The 24,883-nt window shown below is 42.5% G+C and carries 22 protein-coding genes; 2 read left to right on the forward strand and 20 right to left on the reverse strand.

Features of this window, described 5'->3' with window-relative positions; translation table 11 throughout:
• Positions 1–8: 8 nt before the first annotated feature.
• From E5336_RS01900 to E5336_RS01985, 18 genes are all read right to left on the reverse strand, one after another.
• On the reverse strand, positions 9–2,750 hold the full coding sequence (locus E5336_RS01900; protein WP_168353513.1) for an RICIN domain-containing protein: 2,742 nt from the start codon (positions 2,748–2,750) through the stop codon (positions 9–11).
• Between the two features lie 315 nt (positions 2,751–3,065).
• Entirely contained in the window at positions 3,066–3,923 is an 858-nt protein-coding gene (gene rfbD / locus E5336_RS01905; protein ID WP_135979407.1) for a dTDP-4-dehydrorhamnose reductase, read from the reverse strand.
• A complete protein-coding gene (gene rfbB / locus E5336_RS01910) occupies positions 3,923–4,957 on the reverse strand; it encodes a dTDP-glucose 4,6-dehydratase (RefSeq protein ID WP_135979408.1) in 1,035 nt (344 codons plus the stop codon). The genes rfbD and rfbB overlap by 1 nt, the downstream gene beginning before the upstream one ends.
• Positions 4,954–6,645, reverse strand: coding sequence for a hypothetical protein (locus tag E5336_RS01915; RefSeq protein WP_135979409.1), 1,692 nt, complete (start codon positions 6,643–6,645; stop codon positions 4,954–4,956). The genes rfbB and E5336_RS01915 overlap by 4 nt, the downstream gene beginning before the upstream one ends.
• A gap of 1 nt (position 6,646) precedes the next feature.
• Positions 6,647–7,030, reverse strand: coding sequence for a GtrA family protein (locus E5336_RS01920; RefSeq protein ID WP_135979410.1), 384 nt, complete (start codon positions 7,028–7,030; stop codon positions 6,647–6,649).
• Positions 7,027–7,953, reverse strand: coding sequence for a glycosyltransferase family 2 protein (locus E5336_RS01925; protein WP_135979411.1), 927 nt, complete (start codon positions 7,951–7,953; stop codon positions 7,027–7,029). Before E5336_RS01925 ends, E5336_RS01920 begins: the two co-directional genes overlap by 4 nt.
• 14 nt (positions 7,954–7,967) lie before the next feature.
• Entirely contained in the window at positions 7,968–10,073 is a 2,106-nt protein-coding gene (locus tag E5336_RS01930; RefSeq protein WP_135979412.1) for a DUF7657 domain-containing protein, read from the reverse strand.
• Complete coding sequence (gene rfbC / locus E5336_RS01935; protein WP_135979413.1) at positions 10,073–10,648, reverse strand: dTDP-4-dehydrorhamnose 3,5-epimerase; 576 nt, start codon at positions 10,646–10,648, stop codon at positions 10,073–10,075. Before rfbC ends, E5336_RS01930 begins: the two co-directional genes overlap by 1 nt.
• A 12-nt stretch (positions 10,649–10,660) precedes the next feature.
• Positions 10,661–11,539 (reverse strand): glucose-1-phosphate thymidylyltransferase RfbA, encoded by an 879-nt coding sequence (gene rfbA, locus E5336_RS01940; RefSeq protein WP_135979414.1) that lies wholly within the window; start codon positions 11,537–11,539, stop codon positions 10,661–10,663.
• 68 nt (positions 11,540–11,607) lie between these two features.
• Positions 11,608–12,780, reverse strand: a complete 1,173-nt coding sequence (locus tag E5336_RS01945) for a MerR family transcriptional regulator (protein WP_135979415.1) — start codon at positions 12,778–12,780, stop codon at positions 11,608–11,610.
• On the reverse strand, positions 12,781–13,764 hold the full coding sequence (locus E5336_RS01950; RefSeq protein WP_168353514.1) for a glycosyltransferase: 984 nt from the start codon (positions 13,762–13,764) through the stop codon (positions 12,781–12,783).
• The gene (locus E5336_RS01955) at positions 13,761–14,468 is read right to left on the reverse strand and encodes a glycosyltransferase family 2 protein (RefSeq protein WP_135979417.1); all 708 of its coding nucleotides are present in this window, start codon (positions 14,466–14,468) and stop codon (positions 13,761–13,763) included. Before E5336_RS01955 ends, E5336_RS01950 begins: the two co-directional genes overlap by 4 nt.
• Positions 14,456–15,253, reverse strand: a complete 798-nt coding sequence (locus E5336_RS01960) for a glycosyltransferase (protein ID WP_135979418.1) — start codon at positions 15,251–15,253, stop codon at positions 14,456–14,458. Before E5336_RS01960 ends, E5336_RS01955 begins: the two co-directional genes overlap by 13 nt.
• Before the next feature lie 27 nt (positions 15,254–15,280).
• A complete protein-coding gene (locus E5336_RS01965; RefSeq protein WP_135979419.1) occupies positions 15,281–16,399 on the reverse strand; it encodes a glycosyltransferase family 4 protein in 1,119 nt (372 codons plus the stop codon).
• Positions 16,396–17,244 (reverse strand): NAD-dependent epimerase/dehydratase family protein, encoded by an 849-nt coding sequence (locus tag E5336_RS01970; protein WP_135979420.1) that lies wholly within the window; start codon positions 17,242–17,244, stop codon positions 16,396–16,398. Before E5336_RS01970 ends, E5336_RS01965 begins: the two co-directional genes overlap by 4 nt.
• A complete protein-coding gene (locus E5336_RS01975) occupies positions 17,241–17,831 on the reverse strand; it encodes a sugar transferase (RefSeq protein ID WP_135979421.1) in 591 nt (196 codons plus the stop codon). The genes E5336_RS01970 and E5336_RS01975 overlap by 4 nt, the downstream gene beginning before the upstream one ends.
• Before the next feature lie 142 nt (positions 17,832–17,973).
• Positions 17,974–19,848, reverse strand: a complete 1,875-nt coding sequence (locus E5336_RS01980; protein WP_277820737.1) for a nucleoside-diphosphate sugar epimerase/dehydratase — start codon at positions 19,846–19,848, stop codon at positions 17,974–17,976.
• A gap of 58 nt (positions 19,849–19,906) precedes the next feature.
• Positions 19,907–20,794: a LysR family transcriptional regulator gene (locus E5336_RS01985; RefSeq protein ID WP_135979422.1), complete on the reverse strand. Its 888-nt coding sequence runs from the start codon at positions 20,792–20,794 to the stop codon at positions 19,907–19,909.
• 106 nt (positions 20,795–20,900) lie between these two features.
• On the opposite strand from E5336_RS01985, the gene E5336_RS01990 reads away from it, so the two are divergent.
• Both E5336_RS01990 and E5336_RS01995 read left to right on the forward strand, forming a co-directional pair.
• A complete protein-coding gene (locus E5336_RS01990) occupies positions 20,901–21,119 on the forward strand; it encodes a hypothetical protein (RefSeq protein ID WP_135979423.1) in 219 nt (72 codons plus the stop codon).
• Positions 21,100–21,939, forward strand: coding sequence for a DUF3737 family protein (locus E5336_RS01995; protein ID WP_135979424.1), 840 nt, complete (start codon positions 21,100–21,102; stop codon positions 21,937–21,939). The genes E5336_RS01990 and E5336_RS01995 overlap by 20 nt, the downstream gene beginning before the upstream one ends.
• Positions 21,940–21,987: 48 nt before the next feature.
• Here the strand turns inward: E5336_RS01995 and E5336_RS02000 are convergent, their stop codons facing one another.
• Both E5336_RS02000 and E5336_RS02005 read right to left on the reverse strand, forming a co-directional pair.
• The gene (locus E5336_RS02000; protein WP_135979425.1) at positions 21,988–22,941 is read right to left on the reverse strand and encodes a glycosyltransferase family 2 protein; all 954 of its coding nucleotides are present in this window, start codon (positions 22,939–22,941) and stop codon (positions 21,988–21,990) included.
• Complete coding sequence (locus E5336_RS02005) at positions 22,934–24,595, reverse strand: hypothetical protein (RefSeq protein ID WP_135979426.1); 1,662 nt, start codon at positions 24,593–24,595, stop codon at positions 22,934–22,936. The genes E5336_RS02000 and E5336_RS02005 overlap by 8 nt, the downstream gene beginning before the upstream one ends.
• Between the last annotated feature and the right edge of the window lie 288 nt (positions 24,596–24,883).

Consider the following 24,883-nt stretch of genomic DNA (forward strand, 5'->3'; position numbering starts at 1 on the left):
CCTTCCTCCTATACTTTCACAAATTTCCATTGCTGAGCTTTCGAACCATTGTTCGCGTAAAGCTGGATATTTCGTCCATTGACCGAGTGCGCGCCGGAAAGATCCAACACGTAATCTTTATGCATCGCCGAAACGATTTGAATCGCTCCGTTTAATTGCTGGAAAACCCACTTTTGCGCATACGACGTTCCGCTCGACTGAATGATATTTTCACCACTTTGCGCCTTGGCGTTCGCCACGCTCAAATACTTGCCAGAATTGATATTTTGGATTTGCGCGTACCCTTGCGCGTCGAATGAGACTTTCCAACGTTGCGCGTTGGTGTCGTTATCAGAGTAAAGCTGCACATTCGCGCCATTGCTTTTATTCGCTCCTGTCACATCCAGGTTATAATTTCCATTAACCATGGAATGAATTTCATATACTCCGGCAGCGACTAAACTTTTACTTTTCGCCGCCATGGAATTCAACGTCGCGCGTGGATCTTCCGCTTTCTGAAATGTCCATCGCTGCGCTTTCGTATTGTTGCTTGCGTAAATGCCAATGTTGTTGCCATCATAGGTTGCCGCGGCATTTAAATCCAGTACGAGATTTTGATCAAGCGCCGAAACAAGCTTGATTCCATCCGTCGTGCTGATGGCGATCCACAATTGCGCTTTGCTTCCATTCCATGCGTATTGCTGGACATTGGTTCCGCTTTTCCCGATTCCGGCATTGACATCTAGAACTTTTCCGGAAGCGACATTTGTGATCTTTAAAAAGTTATTGACGTGCGACACTTGGAAAATCTGCGCCTGCGTACCGTTTTTCGTATAGATTTGCACGTTCGCGCCATTCGCGCCGCTTGCGCCCGCCACATCGACGACTTTATTTCCATTGATTCGGGAGGCAATCGTGTAAAAACCATCCGCAATCGTTTTTACATTTGCCGCCGCAAGATCGTTGATGGATTGGGCTTTTTGATCCAAATTGTTTAAATTCCAAGCTTGCGCTTTCGTTCCGTTGCCAGCGTACAGTTGAATTTTGGAACCGTTTTTAAACACCGCGCTTTGCACATCCAGGACATAGTTCGAATCCCAGGCGGAAGAAATCACATATCCATTCGCTGTGGAGCGAATCATCCACAAGCTGGATTTATCATTTTTAAAGTTCTGCTGTGTGACACCCAATCCATTGTGTATCTTTCGCCAATCCGAAGAGGATGTTAAATACAAACCGGAATTTTTATTTCGAATCGTATAATATCCATTCGCTTGTTTTTCAATTTGAAATTGCTGGGCCATTGTGCCATTGCTCGTATAAATCTGAAGCGCTGCTCCCGTCGACTTCGATGCGGAAGGAATATCCAAAACAAGCGATCCATTTCCTTTGGAAGCTAAGGTATACGTCGCGTTGGCGATCGTGTTGTTGACGATATAAAAGCCTTTTGAAATCGCGCCCTTATACAAACCTTTTCCGGTCACGGTGACACTCGCCTGTCCGGCGTTGACGTTGTTTTTGAAAGAAACCGTGTAATCCTTTCCTTCCTTCAGCTCGATATACGCGCCATTTTGATACAATCCAACGACCGGTTTCGCCGTAATTTGTTTTCCTGTATAGGCCTGGTCGCCAATCACGACCGTTCCATAGCGGTTAAACGAGCTTTCGATTGTTTGAATGATTTTCTTTCCTAACGCGACAAACGGTCCGCCGGCCCGCGTATCCTCATCGTATGGCGATTGCGCGTTCATGACTTCCTGCAAAGTAAAATATCCCATTTGATCCGTATTGTATGGATCGTAAACCCGGACTTTTCCATCCTGATATCCTGTAAGATAAATTTGATGGCTGCTGTCCGGCGTGCACCAGCGGCTTTGCTTCACACGAACCGCCACGATATTTCCGCCAAGCAACGACTCTTTGATTCCATTGGCGTCCAGATTTCCCTTCCAAGTCAAATTGTATTTATTGGCTACCCATTGCCACATATCGTTGGTGGAACCTATCATTCCATTATTGAAATAACCGGCCTGGTACAACTGTTTTCCCATATCCACCGGAGAGTAATTCGTTTGATTGAAATAATTGACGATTGTCGTGGCGGTCATGACCGCGCAACCCGCGTTTCCAAGCGTGCTTGAACCAATAACGATATTTTTCCAGCGCGCGTCGTACTGGTTATAATACGGGATCTTGTCAAAATCGGATTTTATGATCTCCCCCGTGGAGGATGCGGTAAACTTCTGGTTTCCCACTTGGAAAGTTCCGGTTTTTACTTTTCCCAAAGACTCGCAATAATACGTTTTCTCTCCATATTGAATAAATCCATTCAAAGGATTTCCATCGTTATCAAATAAATGGAGGTCGTTTCCGATTTTTGTTTCTCCAATCGCCATGACATTGTTCACATAATACTTGTTGTTGTTCCAACCGTTTAGAGAGGCCGCTTTCAAAGCCGCCGGAGCTGGCGCGACTGCTTTTTTTGGAGCCGCTTGCATCGCCACGGTTTCCGTCTTCTGGACAACTGGAGTCTCTTCGATTTTCTCTACCGGCACGATTTCTTCTTTTTTTTCGAATTCATGATTTTGATTGGAATCCGTTATATCCAAATCAATCGAATCGTCCTGACCTTGATCCAGTTCCTTTCCTTCCTCTTCGTTTGGTACCGTTTGATCAATTTCTCCGTCGCTAAAATCATCCTCTGTAGTGATTTCATCCGCCGTTTCGTTTTCAGTAGCCAAGTCGGAAGCCCCCTCTTCTATACTTGGCATTGAAACGGGCTCCTCTTCCGTCGCGAAAACATCCTGATTCAACACAGCCCAACCACTGCTTAGCCCAATGAAAGCGGCAATTAAAAGTGAATAATCTTTTTTTCTCATCCTAATTTCCTCTTTGTAATCATATCCTTAATGATTCTATGGTATAACCTTTATACAAATATTTCAATAAAAAATATGTGATATTACAACGATTTATCGAAAATTATGGTATCATAATGTGTTTTATAAAGAAAAACTTAATTTTATTCCATAATAAAAAGGCGTCGATCAAAATGAATATTTCATTTTCTCAACACCTTTTTTCATCTATTCAATGACTTCGATGACCTTCAAATAACGATTCAACGCATCTTTCCAATCCGGAAGACGGGTAAAGCCATGTTTGTCCAATTCCGTTTGATTCATTCTCGAATTGTGCGGACGTTTCGCCTTGGCTGGAAACTGACTCGAATCCACCGGAGTCACTTCCACATCCATGCCGGCTTGCTTGAAGATTTCCTTGGCAAAGTCGTACCAGGAAATAAAGTCGCCCGAATTGGTGGCGTGGTATGTTCCATACTCTTCCGTTTCAATCATATCCACAACGAGTCGAGCCAAATCATACGTGTAGGTCGGCAATCCGATTTGATCGTTGACTACGCTGACGGCGCCGCGCTCTTTACCTAACCGCAACATCGTCTTAATGAAGTTGTTGCCGTTTTTGCCAAAGACCCAGGCAATGCGAATAATGAAGTGCTTTGGATTTTCGATAACGTACTTCTCCCCTTCGCCTTTCGTAATGCCGTACACATTCAAAGGCTCAAATTCATCGTATTCGTTCCAAGGCGTTTCCCCTTCTCCATTGAATACGTAATCGGTCGAGAAATACATAATTGGAATATCCAGCTCTTTGCATACGTCGTTGATGTATTTTGTTCCCAACGCGTTGACTGCCCGCACTTTTTCAAAGAGTTCCGGCTCTTCTCCCTTGTCGACAGCCGTCCACGCCGCGCAATGCACAACTGCGTCGTAGTTTCCGGCTTTGATAACTTGTTCCACTTGTTCCTTGTTGGTGACGTCCATTTCATCAATGTCCACACCAACCGCTTCGATTCCGCGCTTTTCGGCTTCATTGACGACGTCAAAGCCAAGTTGTCCCTTGACGCCTGTTACTAAAATTTTCATTATTCGTCCACTCTTCCTTTATTCACATACATTTCCTGGAAGTAGTTTTGATAGTCGCCGGAAATGATATTTTCCCACCATTCCTTGTTGTCCAAATACCATTGGATCGTTTGCGGGATTCCCGTGTCAAACGTGTATTTTGGCTTCCATCCAAGCTCGGTTTCCAGTTTCGTCGGGTCGATCGCGTAACGCATATCGTGGCCTTTCCGGTCCGACACGTAAGTAATCAGGCTTTCCGGTTTATTCAACGCTTTCAAAACCGTTTTTACAACTTCCAGATTTGTCCGTTCGTTGTGTCCGCCCACATTGTACACTTCCCCATCTTTTCCTTTTCGGATAATCAAGTCGATGGCGACGCAGTGGTCGTACACATGCAGCCAGTCCCGCACGTTTTCACCCGTTCCGTAAACCGGAATTTTCTCATCGTTCAACGCGCGAGAAATGATCAGCGGAATCAGTTTTTCCGGGAAATGGTACGGACCATAGTTGTTCGAGCAACGGGAAATCGTCACTGGAAGACCATATGTTCTATGGTAAGCCTGCACGAACAAATCAGCCGCCGCCTTGGCCGAAGAGTATGGCGAGCTCGTATGCAATGGCGTGCTCTCCGTAAAGAACAAGTCCGGGCGATCCAAAGGAAGGTCGCCATACACTTCATCGGTGGAAACCTGATGGTAGCGCTTGATGCCATATTTCACACAGGCGTCCAGCAAGGTTGTTGTTCCAATCACGTTTGTGCGGACAAAAATCTCCGGATCATCAATGGAGCGGTCTACGTGGCTTTCAGCCGCGAAGTTGACAACCACATCCGGTTTTTCTTTTTCAAACAAGTCGAAAATGAAATCCCGGTCCGCGATGTCTCCTTTAATAAACTTGTAGTTTGGCTTGTCTTCCACCGGTTTACAGGTTTCCAAATTACCGGCGTATGTCAACGCATCCAAATTGATGATTTCATCTTCCGGATACTTGTTGACCATATAATGTACGAAATTTCCGCCGATAAATCCGGCGCCACCAGTTACTAAAATTTTCATATAGTTTTCCTCCTTTTAAACCAAAAATATACATTTACCAAATTTGTAAAATAACTAAACGATAAGATTGCCGGTAACCCTATTGAATAAAAATTGAGAGTCAACGGTTGTATGCCAGCAACAAATAGAAAATCTGAAAACCACGCAATAGCGAACGCATAAGCAAAACTTATTCCAAGAAAAATAAGACAACCTAATCCTAAAAAAACATTTACTGTCCCTATCGACTTTTCCTTAATTTGCTTGACTAATATTATCAAAAACAAAATTATACCAAGCATTACAGAAATAAACAGAAGTGTATTTATAATCGAATATACCATAAATACTATATTTATGAACCCTATCACCACTCCGCTTATTTCTTTCTTTGAATAATCGGTTAAATAAGAGATATGAGTTAAATTTCTTCCTGCTTCTGCTATTTCTCGAGGCTCTACTTCAGCCACCGCTCCTGCTCCTGATTCATAACCATTTAACTGAACTGCCCCAATATACTCCTGAACTATCAAAGGATTCAAATTTAATATTTCTTGGATAGACTTTCCTCCGGCAGAAGATAGCAATTGAATTCTTGAATCTTTTTGAAGCTCTCCTTTATCAAATGCATCTTTTATTTCCTCATTCACTTTGTTAAATAGCGCGTCTACTTCTCTTTCATTTGTCCAGCGACCTGTATCATTCAATGCGGTTCGCAATACCCAAGTTAAAAAATCTCCTTGAATAGGATGCTTTTCAATATCTTGGCTATACCAAGGCGTATGGGTAATCGATTCGTATAAATCGGGCATCTTCTGTAAAGTAGGAGAAGCATTCCATGCTTTATCTACGGCATCCTTTGGTGCCCACACTACATTATTCCGATCAGTAGACTCAATTTTATAAATAAGAGATACAAATTCACCCAGATTTCCACCATTTCGAGTCTCAACTTCCGAAACGCCAAAATAATAATTGTTCACACATTTATATATTCCGGTTATCCCGATAAAAACAAAAATCGGTATCCAGATAGTTAAAAGAATCATGGTGAACCGTTTTCCTCTTCTATTTTTTACAAATTTTATGATTTCTATAATCGTATTTACTAAAATCGCAAAGAGTAGACACGCTAATATCCACAATCCATCTTCCTTAATATAATATGTAAAAGAAAATAGCACTCCAAATATAATGGAAATAATTATATCCAAATAACTTATTTTGCTTTTTATGTTTTTCCATGTAATTATAAGCAAATAAGAAAAAAGCATAATAACAAATGGAGCTATAATTGCATTTCGATATAATCGAGTTCCTTGCCATAATTCAAACGCAGTTGGAAAGAATAATATATACGCAAAGGATACCCACCCAATTATCTTATTTTTATCAGATATTCGATAAAAAACAGATCCGAAATACAGTGCCGTACAACACCATACACAACTTAAAACAAAAGTATATGAAAGTCCACTTACTTTTACAAAACTCAGAAATAAAGGATAACTCATTGTTTTTAATAAGGAATCAATATTCGGTTCAAAAAAATGGGACGGCAGATAGGCATATCGAATCAAAAGTTGATCATCATAAACTTGACTGGCATAAAATTGATTCCCAACTTTTTCTCCAAGCCAAACTCGAAATATTAATAACAAAACCAATAATACCCAAGGAATTAACTTCGAAATATCTATTTTTCTCATATTACTTTTCAAAATACCACTTTCGGGTAACGTAATTGAAGACCATAACGACCGCTGTCGCAAACAGCTTCACAATCAAATAGCTGATTTGTATTTTATCCACACCAAGCCACATGATCAGCTGGTTGATTCCCAATCCAATGATACTAAACGTCACAAAGAAAATAAGATTTTGGGTTTGCGTTTTTCCGTTGTCGACATTGAACACCCATTTTACACTCATTACATAGTTGAAGATGACGGAAACAGTAAATGAGATCAGCGAGGACCATAAGTAGTAGATACCTAGAACTTCGGTGCAAAAAACCATAAGTCCATAATCAATGATGAACGCCAAAACCCCGACAATGCCAAATCGAAAAATTTGTTCAATCAGCTTTTTCATTTTCTCTTTGTCCTTATATAGAACATTTCAAAAATCTGTCTATTTTTCTTTACAATAACTTCCAGGATCAGTCCGCTCATAAACAGCAACAACGCGATGATTAATAAAAAGCCTGCCACGATCAGTGTCGGGAATCTTGGAACCAATCCTGTCGCAAAGTATTCATTGAATACAGGAATGAACATGCAAATCGAGATAATCAAAAAGATCAAGGCAAACAGACCAAAAAAGGCCATGGGCTTGTATTCTTTAAACAGACGGGCGATCGTTCCCAATACTTTCGCGCCATCGCTATACGTGTTCAGCTTCGATTCGCTGCCTTCCGGACGATCGCGGTAATTGGTCGGCACCTCGACCATTCGAAGATTGTGCGCGGCTGCATGAATCGTCATTTCGGTTTCGATTTCAAAGCCTTTGGATAAAACCGGGAACGTTTTCACAAATGTGTAACTAAACGCCCGGCTTCCCGTCATAATATCGGTCACATGCACATCGAACAACGTATTGATCAATCCGCGAACCATTCGGTTTCCCGTATTATGGAAGAGCCGCTTATTTTCGGTAAAGTATGTACTGGACAACCGGTCCCCAATGACCATTTCCGCTTCTCCACGCAAAATCATATCCGCCATTTCCGGCACGGGCGGATTCGTGTCGTCCCCGTCGGCCATAATATAGCAATCGGCGTCGATGTCCTTAAACATCGCCCGAATAACATTTCCCTTTCCTTGAGAATACTCTTTTTTCACGATCGCGCCGGCTTTTCTGGCGATCTCTCCTGTTCCATCGGTAGAATTGTTGTCGTAGACATAAATGTCGGCTGTAGGAAATGCCTCTTTATAATCTTTGATTACTTTTTCTACCGTAAGTGCTTCGTTATAACAAGGAAGAAGCACTGCGATTTTTTTATTTTCATTCGTCATTTTAATACCTCGCCTTAATAAATCAACTCTATGATTTCCTCATTTGACGCATCATCCGTATACAATTTCCTGGTTGAAATCCCATTCGTGTTTAATAGTTCCTCAACAGAAGCTTGTGGATTTGATACTAAATATTTAACATTCCACTTTTTTAAATCTTCTACATTTAGATTTAATACAATCGAATCCGGTGTCGACTGCACATAAGAAGTTGGATCTCCCGTCAATACAATCAACATATGCAAATACCGGTTATAAAAATCTTCATTTTCTTGCGATGGATCTATCAGCTCCCATTTTTCCATATCAGGATAAAAATTAACTGCATTCAATACCTTTACTCCATTCGCCAAAAGCAATTCCTGAGTATGCAATGAATTCGTAGTTAACCAATAAGCTTCCGGATCTTCCTCACGAATTTCAATGGCTTTCGTTATCAAAGTATGATTCGAAATGGATTGCGCACCAATTACGATTGGATTAACAAACATTCCCGATAAAATAATCCAGCTTCCAAAAATGGGAAAAAATAATCTTCTAAATTTAGTAAACACCAAAAATGCGCTTCCCCCCAGCACAAGTGGAACAAAATAGTAAAACCACATCCCTGTTTTTTCTAGAAATGAAGCATCTAGATAATTTAAATAACCCTTCAAATACAACAAGGTATATATTAAAGCCGCTAAAAGCCCAAATTGCCAACGAACTTTTTTTCGGCTTTCCCAAATCGCCTCCATAGACCAAAAAGAAAATAAAAGTGCGGTAAATCCATATACTAATGTCATCCGGTTCATATACGAAAATAAAGTTATCTTCGCTAACCACTCCGGGAATCCAATGAGCATAAAGAGGATTTCAATAACCAATATCACAAATAAGCAATTTCCAATAATCATTCGTCGGGAATTTTCCGTTTTCTTATTGATATACCATAAATAAGGGTAATAAATCATAAATAAGATTCCAAAATGATTAAAACAGCTAATTTCACATTGATTCAACCTTGACGGCGCAACAAATGGATTCAATATCATCGTCGGATCCGTAAATAAGTTAGCCAAGAAATAGTCTCCCCCTACACTTATCCGCTTTCCGGGATATACCGTATTGTTTAACAATCCAATGGCGTCTTTCGCTTGAATAAGAAATTGTCCCAGCACAATTCCAGCGCCTAAAATCACCACTCCAACTCGAATAAAATCACTTTTCTTCCATACGAAGCTCTCTTTATTTTGTATTAAACAACATATCAACAAAGACAGCATGATCAATCCGGTTGGCACTTGCAATGAAGGAAAAATAGAGATGACAAATCCAATCAAAGAGCAGATTGACAAAATAGTAAATAAAATTTTTTGCCATCTTTTTTGTCCCATAAAGAAATAATATCCAACCACAAACAAGGTGCTGGCCCAAAAGAAAACCTGATACATGTGTGGAGCAAACCACCACTGCAAGGCCGGACTAAACACCAAACAGATAGAGGCAAAACAAGAAAGATATTTATTCCTAGTTAAAATATGAAATAGCTCATATCCAACAAGAAGGAATAAAATAATTCTTGAACACCAATACCATGAAAGTCCTATTTCATTTCCAAATAAAATATATCCCCATATATCTGGTTTTCCTAAGAGTGTAAGTCCTATAACAGGACTATTGTACCCGATAATCATGTTTTGGCCTGAAAGTGACATATAATTAGAATTTAATTTAAAATCATTATATGTTTGCGAAAAGAAATATGGCACCTGAACATTGAATTCGTCTCCGCGAATAGGCCGCCCCTTTCCAAATATTTCCGTCATAACGTTCGGATCTTCTTTTCCAAAAATCGTATCATAAACCCCGATAGAGGATCCATTGAGTTTCACACTAACGCAAATAATAAAAACGAGTAAAGCTATCACATATCGATATTTAATAATAAAATCTAAAACGGTTTTTATTTCTTTTTCAAACCAAATCCTTAAAGTATTAATTAAAATCAAAAACGGTCCAATGAATAAAATCAGTTTTGAATTTTCTAAATAGTTAAAGACAATATAGGTAATAATTAGTATTCCTAAATCTCCTAATATAACATCCAATTCCTTGCGATGTTTATATATAAGACTCATTAACTATTCACTCCATACACAAACCGATTATCCGATTCTTCCAATGCAGGGCCGTTCTCGTCTTTCTCACTCAACACAGGCTCCAAGCCTTCCAGCAACGTGCCCCAATCCACATTCACCGTTGGATCGTCGTAGCGCATGCCGCCTTCCGATTCCTTGTTGTACACATTGTCCACCTTGTAACGGAACTCGACATTTGGGGTCAATGTCAAAAAGCCATGCGCGAAACCTTGCGGAATAAAGAACTGGCGATGGTTGTCCTCGGAAAGCTCCACACTCACCCACTGGCCAAACGTCGGGCTTCCTTTTCGAATGTCGACAGCCACGTCAATGACCCGTCCTTTCGTGCACGATACAAGCTTCGATTGCGCGTAAGGTGGATTTTGCCAATGCAAACCGCGCAGCGTGCCTTCCTGCGCGCTAAAAGACATGTTGTCTTGTACAAATTCAACGTCGATTCCCATCTTCTCGTATTTTGGCTTGGAATACGTTTCTGTAAAATATCCGCGATGATCCCCAAACACGTCCGTGTCGATGATCAATACGCCGGGAATTTTCGTTTCTGTGACTTTCATCTTTTCTTCCTCCTACTTAATATACTTGCGATCCATGATTTTTTTCAAATACGCGCCATACTGGTTTTTCTTATAGATCTCGTACGTTTTTCGCAACTGATCCAAGTCGATCCAGCCATTGTCGTACGCGATTTCCTCCAGACACGCGATCTTTCGGTGCTGGTGCTCTTCCAGCGTCTTCACAAAGTTGGTGGCGTCCACAAGCGATTCATGCGTTCCCGTGTCGAGCCAGGTGAATCCATCCCCCAGCAGCGTTACGTTCAACTCGCCGTTGTTCAAATAAATCTTATTCAAATCGGTAATTTCCAGTTCGCCGCGCGCGCTTGGCTTTAGATTTTTCGCGTAGTCCACAACTTTGTTGTCGTAAAAATACAAACCCGTCACCGCGTAATTCGATTTTGGCTGTGCCGGTTTTTCCTCCAGGGAAACCGCCTTGCCGTTGTCGTCAAACTCCACGACGCCAAAACGTTCCGGGTCTTCAACATAGTAGCCAAACACTGTCGCGCCTTTCTCGTTTTCAGCCGCCGCGCGTAGCCGTTTCGCCAAACCATGCCCATTGAAAATATTATCGCCCAAAATCATCGCGACGCTGTCGTCCCCAATAAACTCCTCGCCCAAAATAAACGCCTGGGCCAGACCATCCGGCGAAGGCTGCACCTTGTAGGAAAGATTGACGCCAAACTGGTGTCCGTCCCCTAACAGCTCTTCAAAGCGCGGCGTGTCCTCCGGTGTGGAGATGATCAAAATATCTTTGATACCAGCCTGCATTAAAATCGACATCGGGTAGTAAATCATCGGTTTATCGTAAATCGGAAGCAACTGTTTACTCGTCACTTTCGTCAAAGGATATAAGCGTGTTCCGGAACCTCCGGCCAAAATAATACCTTTCATCGTAAGATCTCCTTTTATTCAAGTATAAATATAAACCCTTACGTAACGTAAGGGTCAACTTATTCTATTCATTTTATTGATTTTTTATTTTGCGCGATAAACAAACAGGCCTCTTTTGTCACTGTGATTGAACCTTGATTTTCGATTTTTGTTCTCACAAATTCATAAAACTCATGCAGTCTTCCACTCAAAATCTCGTTTTGATTCCCATGACAGCTCACGATATAGTCAACGACTGGTTTTGCCTGATCAATAACCAATGTGTCGGTGTAATCAAAGCGCTCCACATCGTCAAAATAGCGAGATAAGATCTCTTTCCCGTTTTCCTTTCCAAACTGTTCCGGAAGAAACGTTGTCGACAAACGAATCCGGGAATCGACCTCCTGCGCCAGCTCGTTGATTTCCTTCATATGGCTCTTTCCGTATGTGCTGGCATAAAAAACGCCACTTTTTTTTAAAACTCTTGTGATTTCAGAAAGACCTAGGGGAAGATCGGATAAATAAAATAAAAGATGATTGGCGACCACCGCGTCGAAAAAATCCTTTTTAAACGGAATGTTTTGCGCATCCATTTGCATAAACGAGTACTCGTCGCTTAACCGCGACTTCGCGTCTTCCAGCATCCCTTCCGAAAGATCCGAAAGAAAAATTTCCCGATTTCGAAGATCCACCGCGTTTCCGATCCACAAGTCCCCGTTTCCGCATCCAAGTTCCAGAAGGCGGTTGATTTTTGAAAAGTCGATTTTCTGTCGCAGCCAGGAAAACCACTCAACAGGATTGGTCGAATATAAATGATGAAGCTGGATTCGCACCCGCAAATTTGTCGCGTTTCGATACTGTTCCACGATTTCTTCATCGCTTGATAAAAGATTTAATAAGTCGACCGTTTTTTTTAAGGACATGCCTTCATCCGCCACAATTTCAATGGCTTTTTTCAAAGTTTCTTTCAAAGAGGAAAAATATCGAATTTTTTGGTCGACCAAATTCACTTGCATTCGAAGCGTGTCAACCCATCCTTCGTCATTTTCCACCAGCATAATCGTAATCTCTTCCAAAGGAAACCCGAGCTTTTTAAGTAATATGATTTTTTGAAGGCGGAACAAATCGTCCTTCGAATAATTTCTATATCCATTTTTCTTGATTTTAGAAGGTTTCAATAACCCAATCTTATCGTAATAGCGCAAGGTCCGCTCGCTTACATTGGCTAGTTTCGCGAATTGTCCCGTGGTGAAGTATTCCATTTATTTTCCCTTTCCGAGCGCAAACACCAAATCATAAAGCCTTGCCTTCCATGGCTTTAGTTTTTTATAGTTCGGATCCCCGTTTTGAAGCAGCAGTTTCCAAAACTGCTTTTTTTCTAAGTACGCGCAATGATCTTTACAAAAATCACGCATTCCTACGTATTCTTTATGCGACTGAAAAAACTCAGGCGCGATTTGTTCCAAAGCGGTCAGCGACTCCACTCTTTCCTTCGCGAACTGGCAGCGGACCTTCAAATCGTTCATCCGGTTCCATTTCGCCCTCGCGCCTTTTTCCACTTCGCCAGCCATTCCAATCGTATTTTGCGCGTGAATGCGATACGCAAACAACGGATGGTCGTAATACACCATTCCGTTTTCTTTGGCCGCCAGCATATTGATCAGCCAGTCATGCGGAATCAAATCGGTAAAATGGTCCAAAAACAGTTTTCGGATTTTTTTTGTCATCACTAGCGCGCACCCTTGAAAATAATTATGATACGCGAATTCCTCCAGCGTCATCGGCGTAAGCGAGTCTTTTTCAACCTTCTTCAATAAAAAGTTATGATTCGAACGATTCGGATCTTCCTCGATCCGCAATGGATTTCCTTCCTGGTCAATCAAGTCAAAGCTGGAAGCGAGAACTTGAATATCCGCGTTGCCTTCCATGATTTTCATCATGGCTTCCACTTTCCCTTCATGCCATACATCGTCCTGATCGCTCAAGAAAATGTAGTCGCCGTTCGCCAGCGCAATCGCTTTTTCAAAATTGCGCTTATATCCTAAATTATTCGTATTCACATATACTTTGATATTCCAGTCCGGATGCTCTTGTTTGACATGGAGAATCATTGGAATCGTCTGATCTTGCGAATGGTCATCCACGACGATCAGCTCGTCCACGGGCCGGCTTTGATGAAAAATCGAATGAATTTGCTCCAACACAAACATCTCGCCATTGTACGTCGTCATCGCGACTGAAATCATAGTATCCCTCTTTTCCACAGCGCTTTCAATAAATGGACCCGCCACGCCAGCATTTGTAACACGGAAGCGTGATCCATACTCGATTCGTTTTCCTGATGGCGTCGATACGAAAGAAGCGGCCGATCCAAAATCTTGACCTTTCCTTTTTTTAACGCGACAAGTCCAATCCATTGATCGTGCATCGGCAAATCGTCGGGAAAAGGCAAAATCTCTTTTTTCAACCGCTTTCGAAACGCCATACAGCATCCCATAAACGAGTTTTTTAAAATATTTTTCCTGAAACTCGCCGTCGGGGGATGGATCTGGAAAAAAGAAGGATGAAGGACATGAAGCGAAGCGTCCGTCACTTCGCAATCATGCAGGACCAAATCGGCATCCTGCATTGCCGCGCAAACATGCTCTACTTTTTTAGGATCCCACAAGTCGTCTTGGTCACATAGAAAAACGATGTCGTTTTTCGTTTGCCGAATCGCGTTTTCAAAGTTTTTAATCAATCCTTTTCCCGGACCGGAAATCCATCGAATTCTCTGGTCGCCAAACGCCTCGATGCGCTCAATCGTACGATCGTTTGAAGGATCCACGGAAATCACGATCTCATCCTCGGGTCCAAGCTGTGAAAGAATGGACTGGATTTGCGCCTGAATATATTTTTCCCCGTTATACGCCGCCATCGCGACCGAAACGCTTTCTTTTACTGAAGCCATATGTTCCAATCTTTCGTATGCCGGAAAATACTCGCTTTGTGGCGCAAAATGACATACTCGCAATACAGCCGTTCCTTAAACGAGCCCTTATAAAATTCATGAATGTCTCTTTTAAACACATGAAAACGTTTCAAGGCTTTTTTTCCATCGGTTTCATACGCGGAAAACGTTTGCTGGAGCAAGGTGTCTAAAATTTGGATTCGCGCGTTTCTTTTTCGCATCGAGCGAATAAAATCATGATCCACATGATCCAAAAACAAGTCCTCGTTGTACCGGTAATCTGAAAATAAAGACAAACGAATGACCATACCGCTATTAATGCCGCAAATTTCTTCATTGGAAAGTTTCCATGGCTCTTTGGCGCGATGCAAATACACATCTTGCATCAGCGAAGGGGACAAATACCCTTGCTCCGGATGCCCGTCCGTAATCAACGGCAAATAAATATCCGCGTTGTTTTCCCGGATCGCTTTTCGAACGCAGGAAAAATAGTCATCGGGAATCGTCGTGTCGTCGTCAAACAACATCACGAAACCTTCCATGACCGGATTTTCCTCCTGAATGAAATCCAGCGCCCGGTTGTACGCTTTGGAAAGCCCGCGATTGCCATGCATGGACAAATAGACGTTTCCGTCGTTTTGCACTTTCTTCTGGTCAATCGTCGGCTTTGTGCTATTGTCGCAAACAATCGTAACGATATCCTTCTGCCGGGTCAACGCCTGATACGAAGGCGAAGTTTCCAATGGTTTATTGTAATCGACTAAAATCGCATATATGGGAATCATATTGTCACTTTCACACTCCTGTCCCTGTCACAATCCTGTGCTTTTTAATGTATTCGCAAACGAGCCGCCCCGAAAGAACTCCTGATAAACCTTGCGGCAGTTTTCCCGCTGTTCGAACTGCTCGGACAATGGCGTGCTACAAACCCGCTGCGCCACCGCGTCCAAGTTTTCGCGGTCGATGTTGAAGCCGATTTGAAACTCTTCCACCAGCCGCGCGGTATCGGCTGGAATCGTATTGATAATCGGCACCCCGCCACACCAGTAGTCGAGCGATTTCATCGTCAATCCCACCACAACGCTTTCTTTCATAATGTTGAGGGCGTAATTGCATTGATCGAAAATAGCTTGTTTCTTTTCCTGTTCAAACACCTTTTTATGGTCGATCACAGGCACATGCGCTTCCTCCAGTTTCTGCACCAGCACCGCTTTGGATTCGCCCTCGCCGATAATATGCAAAAAGGAAGGCTTGTATTGGTTGCAATGGGTCAGGAAATCCACAATAAAATCAATGTCGATAATGTTGTTAATGGAACCCAAATACACAAAATGGACTTCCTCTTCGCTAATCAAATCCGCAAACGAGCATGGCAGCTCCGGACGCGCCCAATACAGCGTTTTAAATTTCTGATTGTCCTTTTGTCCAAGCACATCCTGGTACAAGGCACATTCTGTAAAAACCTGATCGGCCGCGGGTAAATACTTGTCGCGCAGCTTTCGCCAATACTGAAAGGGCGGAAGGGATAAATATTTCTCAATCGGCATCGCTTCCGGCCACAAGTCGATCACGTCAAAATACAATTTGACTTCCGGATGCTCCCGCTTGTACTGCGCCATCATTTTCGCCAGCGAATTGGCGGGAACCAGACAATAAATCACGTCCGGGCGGATTTCCTCCAGCTTTTTTTTCATATTCCGCGCCAGCATATAGTGCGAAAACAGCCTTTGGATCGAAAGGTTTTTCGAGTAAGGAAACGCATGGACTAAATGATCGGCGCCGGATAAATATTTCATCGACTGCTTGTTGCGGTGGGAAAAATCGGAAGTCACCACACACACTTCGTCTTGTTTTTGCTCAAAATACGTCCGAAGCATGCGGACTCGATCAAAATAAGTGTCAAACGCGCAGACAATCGCGACTTTACTCATGGTTTCCTCCTTTCTGTTTTTTCAATCGACGATTCAAAATCGACGATTTGGTACGGGAACGAATACCGGGACAGCGCGGGATCAATCACAAGCGATCCGAACACTTTTTGAAAAAGGGTCTTTTTGCGATTCATCGCGATCCATCCGTTCATCCCTTTGATCCATACGATTGGATGCTTATGAACGCGGGCGATTTGCCGGACAATATCCGTGGTGGAAACGATTTTTTCGTTTTGAGGCAAAAAAATTCCCTCCGCGTTTGTATCCACGATGCCTTGCAAACACGCGCAGAAATTATCGACAAACAATACGCTTCGCTCATTATAGATGTTTGGAAAGAGCGGTGTCACGCAAGAAAACCGGGAAAGCTTTTGATAGTTTCCTTTCGATCCCGGGCCATAAATCATGGGCGGGCGCACAATGGCGACACGGAAGTTTGGATCCGCCAAGGGAGTGATTCCCTCTTCCGCTTGTTTCTTGCTGTCGCCATAAAAATTATCCGGCTCGAGCGGCGTTTCTTTTTTGATAAGCGTGTGATGGCTTCCATACACAAGAACGGAAGACATAAAAATAAATTGACGGCAACCATCCGCTTTGGCTTTTTTGGCCACCTCAATCGCCAAATCGCGGTTGACGGCGTAGTAAAGCGCTTCTTCGTCCTTTTTCGGATTGGAATGCGCCAGTCCGGCCATATGCACGACCACATCGTATCCGGAAAACGAATTTTGCTTCCACTGCCCGCGCACGCGAATCAAATCCACTTGGTATCCTTCTTTTTGCTCTAAAAAAGCTTTGCATTGATTGGCCAAATACGAATGGCTGCCTGTAATTAAAATCCGCTTCATGATCGTTTTCCTTCCTGCACGCCATCGTGACGAAGCACAGAAAAAATCGTAGCGAAAAAGATCCGGGTATCCTCTCCAAATGTAATATGGCTCGCGTATTTCCCATCCAGGCCGGCTTTCACTTCGATTTCAAGCTCGTCCCGACCGGAAATTTGTGCCAGCCCGGTTAATCCGGGACGAATTCGCGAAGAACCATTTTCATCGCGCAAGGCGATCAAATCAAATTGATTCCACAAGGCGGGGCGAGGACCGACGATGGCCATGTCTCCGGAACAAATATTGAACAGCTGCGGCAGCTCGTCCAGGCTCGTCTTGCGCAAAAAGCGGCCAACCGGTGTAATAAACTGGTCTGGATTTTCCAGCAAGTGCGTCGGCATATCGGTTGGCGTGTCGGTTCGCATCGTTCGAAATTTATAAATCATAAAATGGGTATCGTCTTTTCCAACCCGTTTTTGGCGAAAAAAGACCGGCCCTTTGGAAGTGCATTTAATAAGAATGGATAAAAGGATCAACACGGGCGAGAGCACGACAATTCCCAATACGCTCAACGCAAAGTCAATCACTCGTTTCAAACAGTTTTGATACATACGATTCCTTTCTGAATTCCCGTCTATTCTATCATAGTTCGCCAAAAAGAAAAAAGCCCATTCCTAGGAATGCGCGTTTTTCACATAGATGACGATAAAATTTAGATTTTATAAGAAACAAAGTCCCTTTTTCCAAAGAACGTTACTGCCCGCGTTTCGACATCGTTTGCGGATCGTCTTTAATCAGTGTTAGAAGCTTGGCCTTGATGAGCGCGGTATCATCCGTTTTTGAAATCGTTTCATACAACTCGTCCAGTTTTCGATCCATTTCCTCTTGCGTGATTTGAATCGGTTCATGAACGAAGATCAGCCGGTTATCGGTTCGATGGCATTTTTCAATTTCAAGCGCGAGCTCTTCGAACATTTTTTCGCCAGGCCGCAGCCCGACTTCCTTGATTTCGATTTCCTCGTATGGCTTGTAGCCGGCCAGATGAATCATCTTTTCCGCCAGTTCCAGGATTTTCACCGGCTTGCCCATATCCAGTACAAAGATCTCGCTTTGATTGGCGTAGTAACCCGCTTGCAGAACAAGCTGCGCCGCCTCGGGAATCGTCATAAAATAGCGCTGAATGTTGTAGTCCGTCACCGTGACCGGACCTCCCTGCCGAATTTGCTCTTTAAAAATCGGAATCACGGAGCCGCTGGAGCCAAGCACGTTTCCAAAGCGAACCGCCGCCATTTTAATTGGCGAATCTTTGACATTTCTGGACTGCATGACGAGCTCTGTCATCCGTTTGGTCGCGCCCATCACATTGGTTGGGTTGACCGCCTTATCTGTGGAAATCATGATAAAGCGCTTGACATCGTAGGCGATGCAGGCGTCAATCACGTTTTTCGTGCCAAACACGTTGTTGCGAATCGCTTCCATTGGCCGGTCTTCCATTAGCGGCACGTGTTTATGGGCAGCGGCATGATAAACGACATCCGGTTTGTAATCCCGCATAAACTTAAACATCTCTTCCCGTTCCCGTATGGAAATAATGAGGGAAACGAGTTCCACATTTTGGGATATCTCGCCAGCTCTCGCTTTCCGCATGAATTCCTGTTTCAGCATATAAAGCGTGTTTTCATTGATATCAATCATAATCAGCCGTTTGGGCGCGAAGCGGATGATCTGGCGGCAAAGCTCCGATCCAATCGACCCGCCCGCTCCGGTGACACAAACGACTTGGTCGTTTAAATAGGCGCCAATTTCCTCCGTTTTCAAATCCACGGTATGCCGGTTGAGCAGATCCTCAATTTGGATCTCGTCGACATGAATTCCCTCGTGTTCGTTTTCGAGAGAAAAGCGCATGATTTTCGTGATACAAGAAGTATTGGCGCAAAGCTCGATGATCCGCTGTTTGTTTTGCTCATCGATTCGACTGATCGCGATAAACAGGCGGGTCACGCCGTTTTCCTTGGCGATGCGGTCGACTTCGTCAATCGTTCCCAGCACTTTTTTACCGCCGACCAGCGTCCCTTTGGGCTTGTAGTCATCCAAATATCCCACCACATTGTAAGGATATTGCGTACCGCGATAAATCTCGTTCACCATCATATAGCCGCCGTTTCCGGCGCCAATCACGAGCGCTTTTTCCGAGCGGTCCACATTCATCATATATTGGTGGAACTCCCGATAAAGCAGTCGAATCGCCAACTGGATAATGTACGCTAAAATCTCGGAAATAATAATCAGGGATGGATGGAACAAGTGCATAGTTTGGGTGAAAATAAGCATGATCACCATACAGACAAGCGAACTCAATCCAATTCGAATCACGTCTTGCGGCCCTGTATACGTCCAAAGCGTCTTCGGGGTGGAAAAAAGCATCCCAACGCCAAGATGGAGAACGAGCACGAAAATCATGCCGTAAATAATGAGATGCGTAATATGCAGCAGTCTTCCGTCCAGAAAGAAATTGTTGTCCATGAAGAACGTGAACACATAACTGCTAAAAACAATGACTAAATCCAGCAACATAATGATCGCGTTGCGGTATTTTTGGTAAAGTTTCGTTTGATAAATCGTATCCATACCTTTCATTATACACATTCAAAGCCGTTTTAAAAATCAAATTATAAGAAACGGCGGCTTATTGTCCTTCCTCGCCCGCCTCTCCGGCTTTGAACGCTTCTAAAAACTTTTGGGCCGCTTTGGAAAACGCCTGGTATTTTTTCCATACGAGAAACAAGGGGGCTTCCAGCTTTGGCTCAAAAGGAATAAAAACGAGGTCTTCGTGAGATTGCTGGAGTCCATCAATCGATAGCGCGTATCCCAGTTTTTGTTCTACCATAAAACCGGCATTGTAAAATAAATTGTACGTAGCCACGATATTCAAATCTTTTTTCTCTTTGCCCAGCCAGTCATGCAAAATTTGTTCCCGCATTCCTTGTCGGGAAGTGATAAGCGGCAATTCACAAACTTGTTCTTTGGTGATATACGGCAAAGAAGCCAACGGATCGTCTTTCCGGCAAATCAATCCCCAAATATTTTTATAGCGCAGCGGATACGTTTCCATTTTCGAAAAATCCAGCTTCCCGACAAACAAACCAAAATCGTACAACCCTTTCTCCACCGATTCCCGAATATCAAGTCCGTTCCCTGAATGAATATGAAAATGAATATCGGGATATTCGTCGTGTACCTTTTTCATTGTCGCAATTAATTCTTTCATCCCTGTCGTTTCTCCGCATCCAATGTGGATATCCCCTTTTAAATCATAATCTTGAACTTCTAAATCAACGAGCATTTTATCCGTCAAGTCCACGATTTCCTGGGCGCGTTTTCGAAAATACATTCCATCTTCGGTCAGCGTAATTTTGCGGTTTCCACGAATAAACAGCGTTTTTCCCAATTCCATTTCCAGCTCTTTCATTTGTTTGGATAAAGAAGGCTGGGAAATATGGATCAAATTGGCCGCTTTCGTTAAATTTTCCTCTTGCGCGATGGCTAAAAAATAGCGCATAACCCGAATGTCCATTCTTCTCTTTCTCCTTCTATTCTTTTTAGCTATATTCCATCATAAACAACAAGTATTCGCAATCCTGAAGTAACTTCCATATACTTGTTCATGGAGGGGTTGCAATATGCGGGAGCAATATATCAAGGATTGTCTAAAAGACGGTGGCTGTAGCGAGGAGGAGATCAATGCGTGTCTGTGCGACCGCAACAGGCAGCGCCGCATCGCTTCGATGCGGGCCAAACAGCTTGAAATCGTCCATCAGGAGCAGGCGAAACTGGCTTGTATTGATCATTTATGCCACGAACTGCGAAAGGAGAAACAACATGGAAATTATAAAAAATAAAAACTTTGACGAGGAGCGTTCGCTCTATCATATCATGAACGCGAAAATTGAAAACTGTACCTTTGCCGGGCCAGCCGACGGCGAGTCCGTTTTAAAAGAAGCAAGAAATATCGAAGTGGTCGACAGCCGCTTTTCTCTCCGTTATCCTTTATGGCATGTGGATGGCTTTGTATTGAGTCATTCCACACTGGATGAGAAGACCCGCGCGCCGATTTGGTACGCGAAAAACGGAAGTATCGTGGACTCTTCCATTCACAGCATCAAAGGGGTTCGGGAATGCGACCACATCACGATTCGAAACTGTGACATTGCGTCCAATGAATTTGGGTGGAAAAGCCATCATATCGAGATGAAAGATTCAACGATCGCAAGTGAGTATATCTTTTTGGACAGTACTGACGTTTCTTTGGAAAACGTGCAAATGAAAGGAAAATACTCTTTTCAATATATGGAAAACCTCACGATTGAAAACTGTATTCTGGATACGAAAGACGCCTTCTGGCATTCAAAAAACGTCACGGTGCGCAACAGCGTTGTGAAAGGCGAGTATTTGGCCTGGTTCTCCGATGGTCTGACGCTTGACCACTGCAAGATCATGGGAACCCAGCCTTTGTGCTATTGTAAAAATCTGACACTCATCGACTGTGAAATGATCGACACGGATCTTGCGTTTGAATATTCAGACGTTTTGGCGACTGTTGTTTCTTCTATTGATTCAATAAAGAACCCTCGTTCGGGAAAAATCGTCGCGAAATCAATCGGAGAGATCATTCGCGAAGGATCCATTATGAAAGATACGTGCGAAATCGTAACAGAGTGATTGTTCTCTAAAAAAAGCATCGCCGGCGCGAAAGCCAAAGCGATGCTTTTATTCTTTATAAGTCCGATTTGAAATAATATACCTTGGCCTATGTTTTGTTTCAAGATAGGTTTTTCCTACATATTCCCCGATCACACCCAAAGATATTAGTTGAATTCCTCCAAGCAAGCACGTCACAATGATAGAGCTTGTCCAGCCGGACACCACCGTACCGTGAATCAAAGAAATCAGCGCGTAAACAATCAATAAAAAGCTGATGATTGAAAATGCGATGCCTATTCCGGTAACAATTCGAATCGGCTTAATGCTTAAACTTGTGATTCCATCAAAGGCAAGCGCGAGCATCTTTTTTAAAGGATAATGACTTTCCCCCTTCAATCTCTCGTGCCTTTCATAATAAACGCTTGTACTGTTAAATCCAACCAACGGAAACATCCCTCTTAAAAAAAGATTCACTTCGTTAAAATTCGAAAATTCTTCCAGAACTTTTGCGGACACCAAGCGATAATCCGCATGATTGTACACCACTTCTCCTCCGAGTTTATTCATTAGCTTATAAAAACCTTCCGCTGTTGTTCGTTTAAAAAAAGTATCTGTGTCTCTTTTTGAACGCACCCCGTATACGATATCGGCTCCTTTGTGATAGGCTTCCACCATCTCGTCCATGGCGTTTAAATCGTCTTGCCCGTCACAATCAATCGAAATGGTGATATCGCATAAATCTTTTGCTTCCATCAGTCCGGCCAGCAACGCATTTTGATGGCCCCGATTCCGGCTTAATGAAATCCCCTCAATCTTTTCTTCCTGATTCGCAAATTCTTGAATCAAATTCCATGTTGAGTCCCGGCTTCCATCATTGACAAACAAAATACGGCTTTGTTCGCTTACCTTCCTCCTTGCGATCAGGTGATTTAATTTGTTTAAAAACATAGGCTTTGTGACAGGTAGCACTTCTTGTTCGTTATAACATGGAATCACGATGTATAAAACTGGCTTATCCATTTTCTTCTCCTTTATTAAAAACCCTCGTCTGGAGCGGAAGATCCTTTTTCCCATATAAATTGTAGTGAAGAACCCCTTCTCCACGATTATAATTTTGCGAAGCAATCAAACGATACTTTTCAAATGGAAGATCGGAGTCATACGAAATAAAAAAATCCACTTCTCCATTTTCTAAAATCTGCTTTTGTTCTTCAATCATTTCCGGAAGAGGAACATTGAATTTGCAATAAAACCGATTGGTCGGCGAAATATCCGCGTATAAATTGAAACCGCTATCCAGCATTTTATAATTCAACAAAGTTGGATTTTCAATTTGGTTCATAATTTTGGCAAATTGATATTGTGGATATTCCTCTGCTGGTTGATTGATATACGCCGTGTTGCGGCTTGTCAAAAACATAAATCCCACGCATCCACACAAAGTCAGACCTGTCAAAATAAACGGGTTCAAAGGCTCCGTCCATTTTCGAACGATAGAGTACCCATAAACAAGACCCGGAAACATAAACAGCCCTAAACAAGAATAATAATACGGATAATACCGTCCGCCGATGTAAGTAGAGAAAATTAATCCTAGAAAACAACACAAATATCCTAGAAATTCTCTGAGAGAAGTTTGAAAATACATCCAGACAAAGCTGAAAAATATAAGAAGGCTCAGCCAAAAATTTTGAGTCACATTCATTTTCAAAGCGCGGAGGACAGTCATGAAAAACATTTGATCCGCTGCTTTTGTCGTATATAGAAAAATATTGTCATAGAAATAAACTTCCCATAAATAGCGCAGGGCGTGGTTCCATACAAAGTAGACGAGCACCGGCAAAGAAATCATAAAAACGCCGAAAGCAATCCAGCCAATGGATCGCAAAATTTCCTTCCATTTCTTTCGTTTCACCATAAGCACGAATGGAACGATGTACCACCCTAAATAAAAGCCAAGCATTGTGTATTTTACCCATAAAATAAAACCAGATGTCATTCCAATCGCGAAATATTCTTGTTTCGAAGGCAGGCTGTTTTCTTTTAAACAATTTAGAAGAATGTACATGCCGTAAATCAAAAAAGGCGAGCACAATTCTTCCGCGTTGTCACCGTACCAAAAGCAATAGGAAGCGACATAAATCGCAAAGCCGATCGGGATTCCAATCAAGGATATCCAGTCATTTTTAACATACAATCGAATGATTTTCCTTCCAATCATGAGAAAAATCCAGTTTACGACAACTTCAATCCAAAATACCCCTACCATAGAGGTGGAAGAAATTAAAGAAGCGATCCCATGAAGAAGGAAGATATAGGGTCCTTTTTGCTCGAAAATGTCTTTGTATAAAACATTTCCCTGCATGACGCTTTTTCCCACGCTAAAAAAGATATTGGGATCGGAAGAATCGTTGATTGTGTACAGCCAGGAGCTTCTAGAACACAAAGCGGTAAACAGAAACGCAACCACCAATAAAAAAACAGAGAGAAATCCCTTTCGAAATGTAAAGACGCGGATATTTATTTTTTTTGCGCATTCGCTGATACAGACAAAAATGCTAAAAGAACTCAGCAGCAAAACGAAAAAAGCGAAATGATGGATCGAAGTCATTTTCTGGCCATAAAAAACTTCATAAAGGACTATTAAAACGCTTCCTGTCCATAGCGAATTCACAATCAGTTCTCTAGGATGCAAAGAAAGCCGGATTTTCCATCGCCTTCTGTAAACCGTATAGTAAATAAAGTAAAGAGCCATAAGAAAGTCCAAGAAAATCACGACCGGTTTGAATGGAAGAATCCATAGTAATAGACAAAACAGACTAAATGAGAAGATAAAATTGTATTTATAATCTATCTTATTTGACAGCATCAAAAAAACTCCCTTCCAACATATCGTCTTTATCATTAAAAATATTATATTCAAAAGAAAGGCATCGTTCAATTTTTGAAGCGATGCCTTGGG

The sequence above is a fragment of the Dubosiella muris genome (assembly GCF_004793885.1).
Taxonomy (GTDB): Bacteria; Bacillota_I; Bacilli_A; order Erysipelotrichales; family Erysipelotrichaceae; genus Dubosiella; species Dubosiella muris.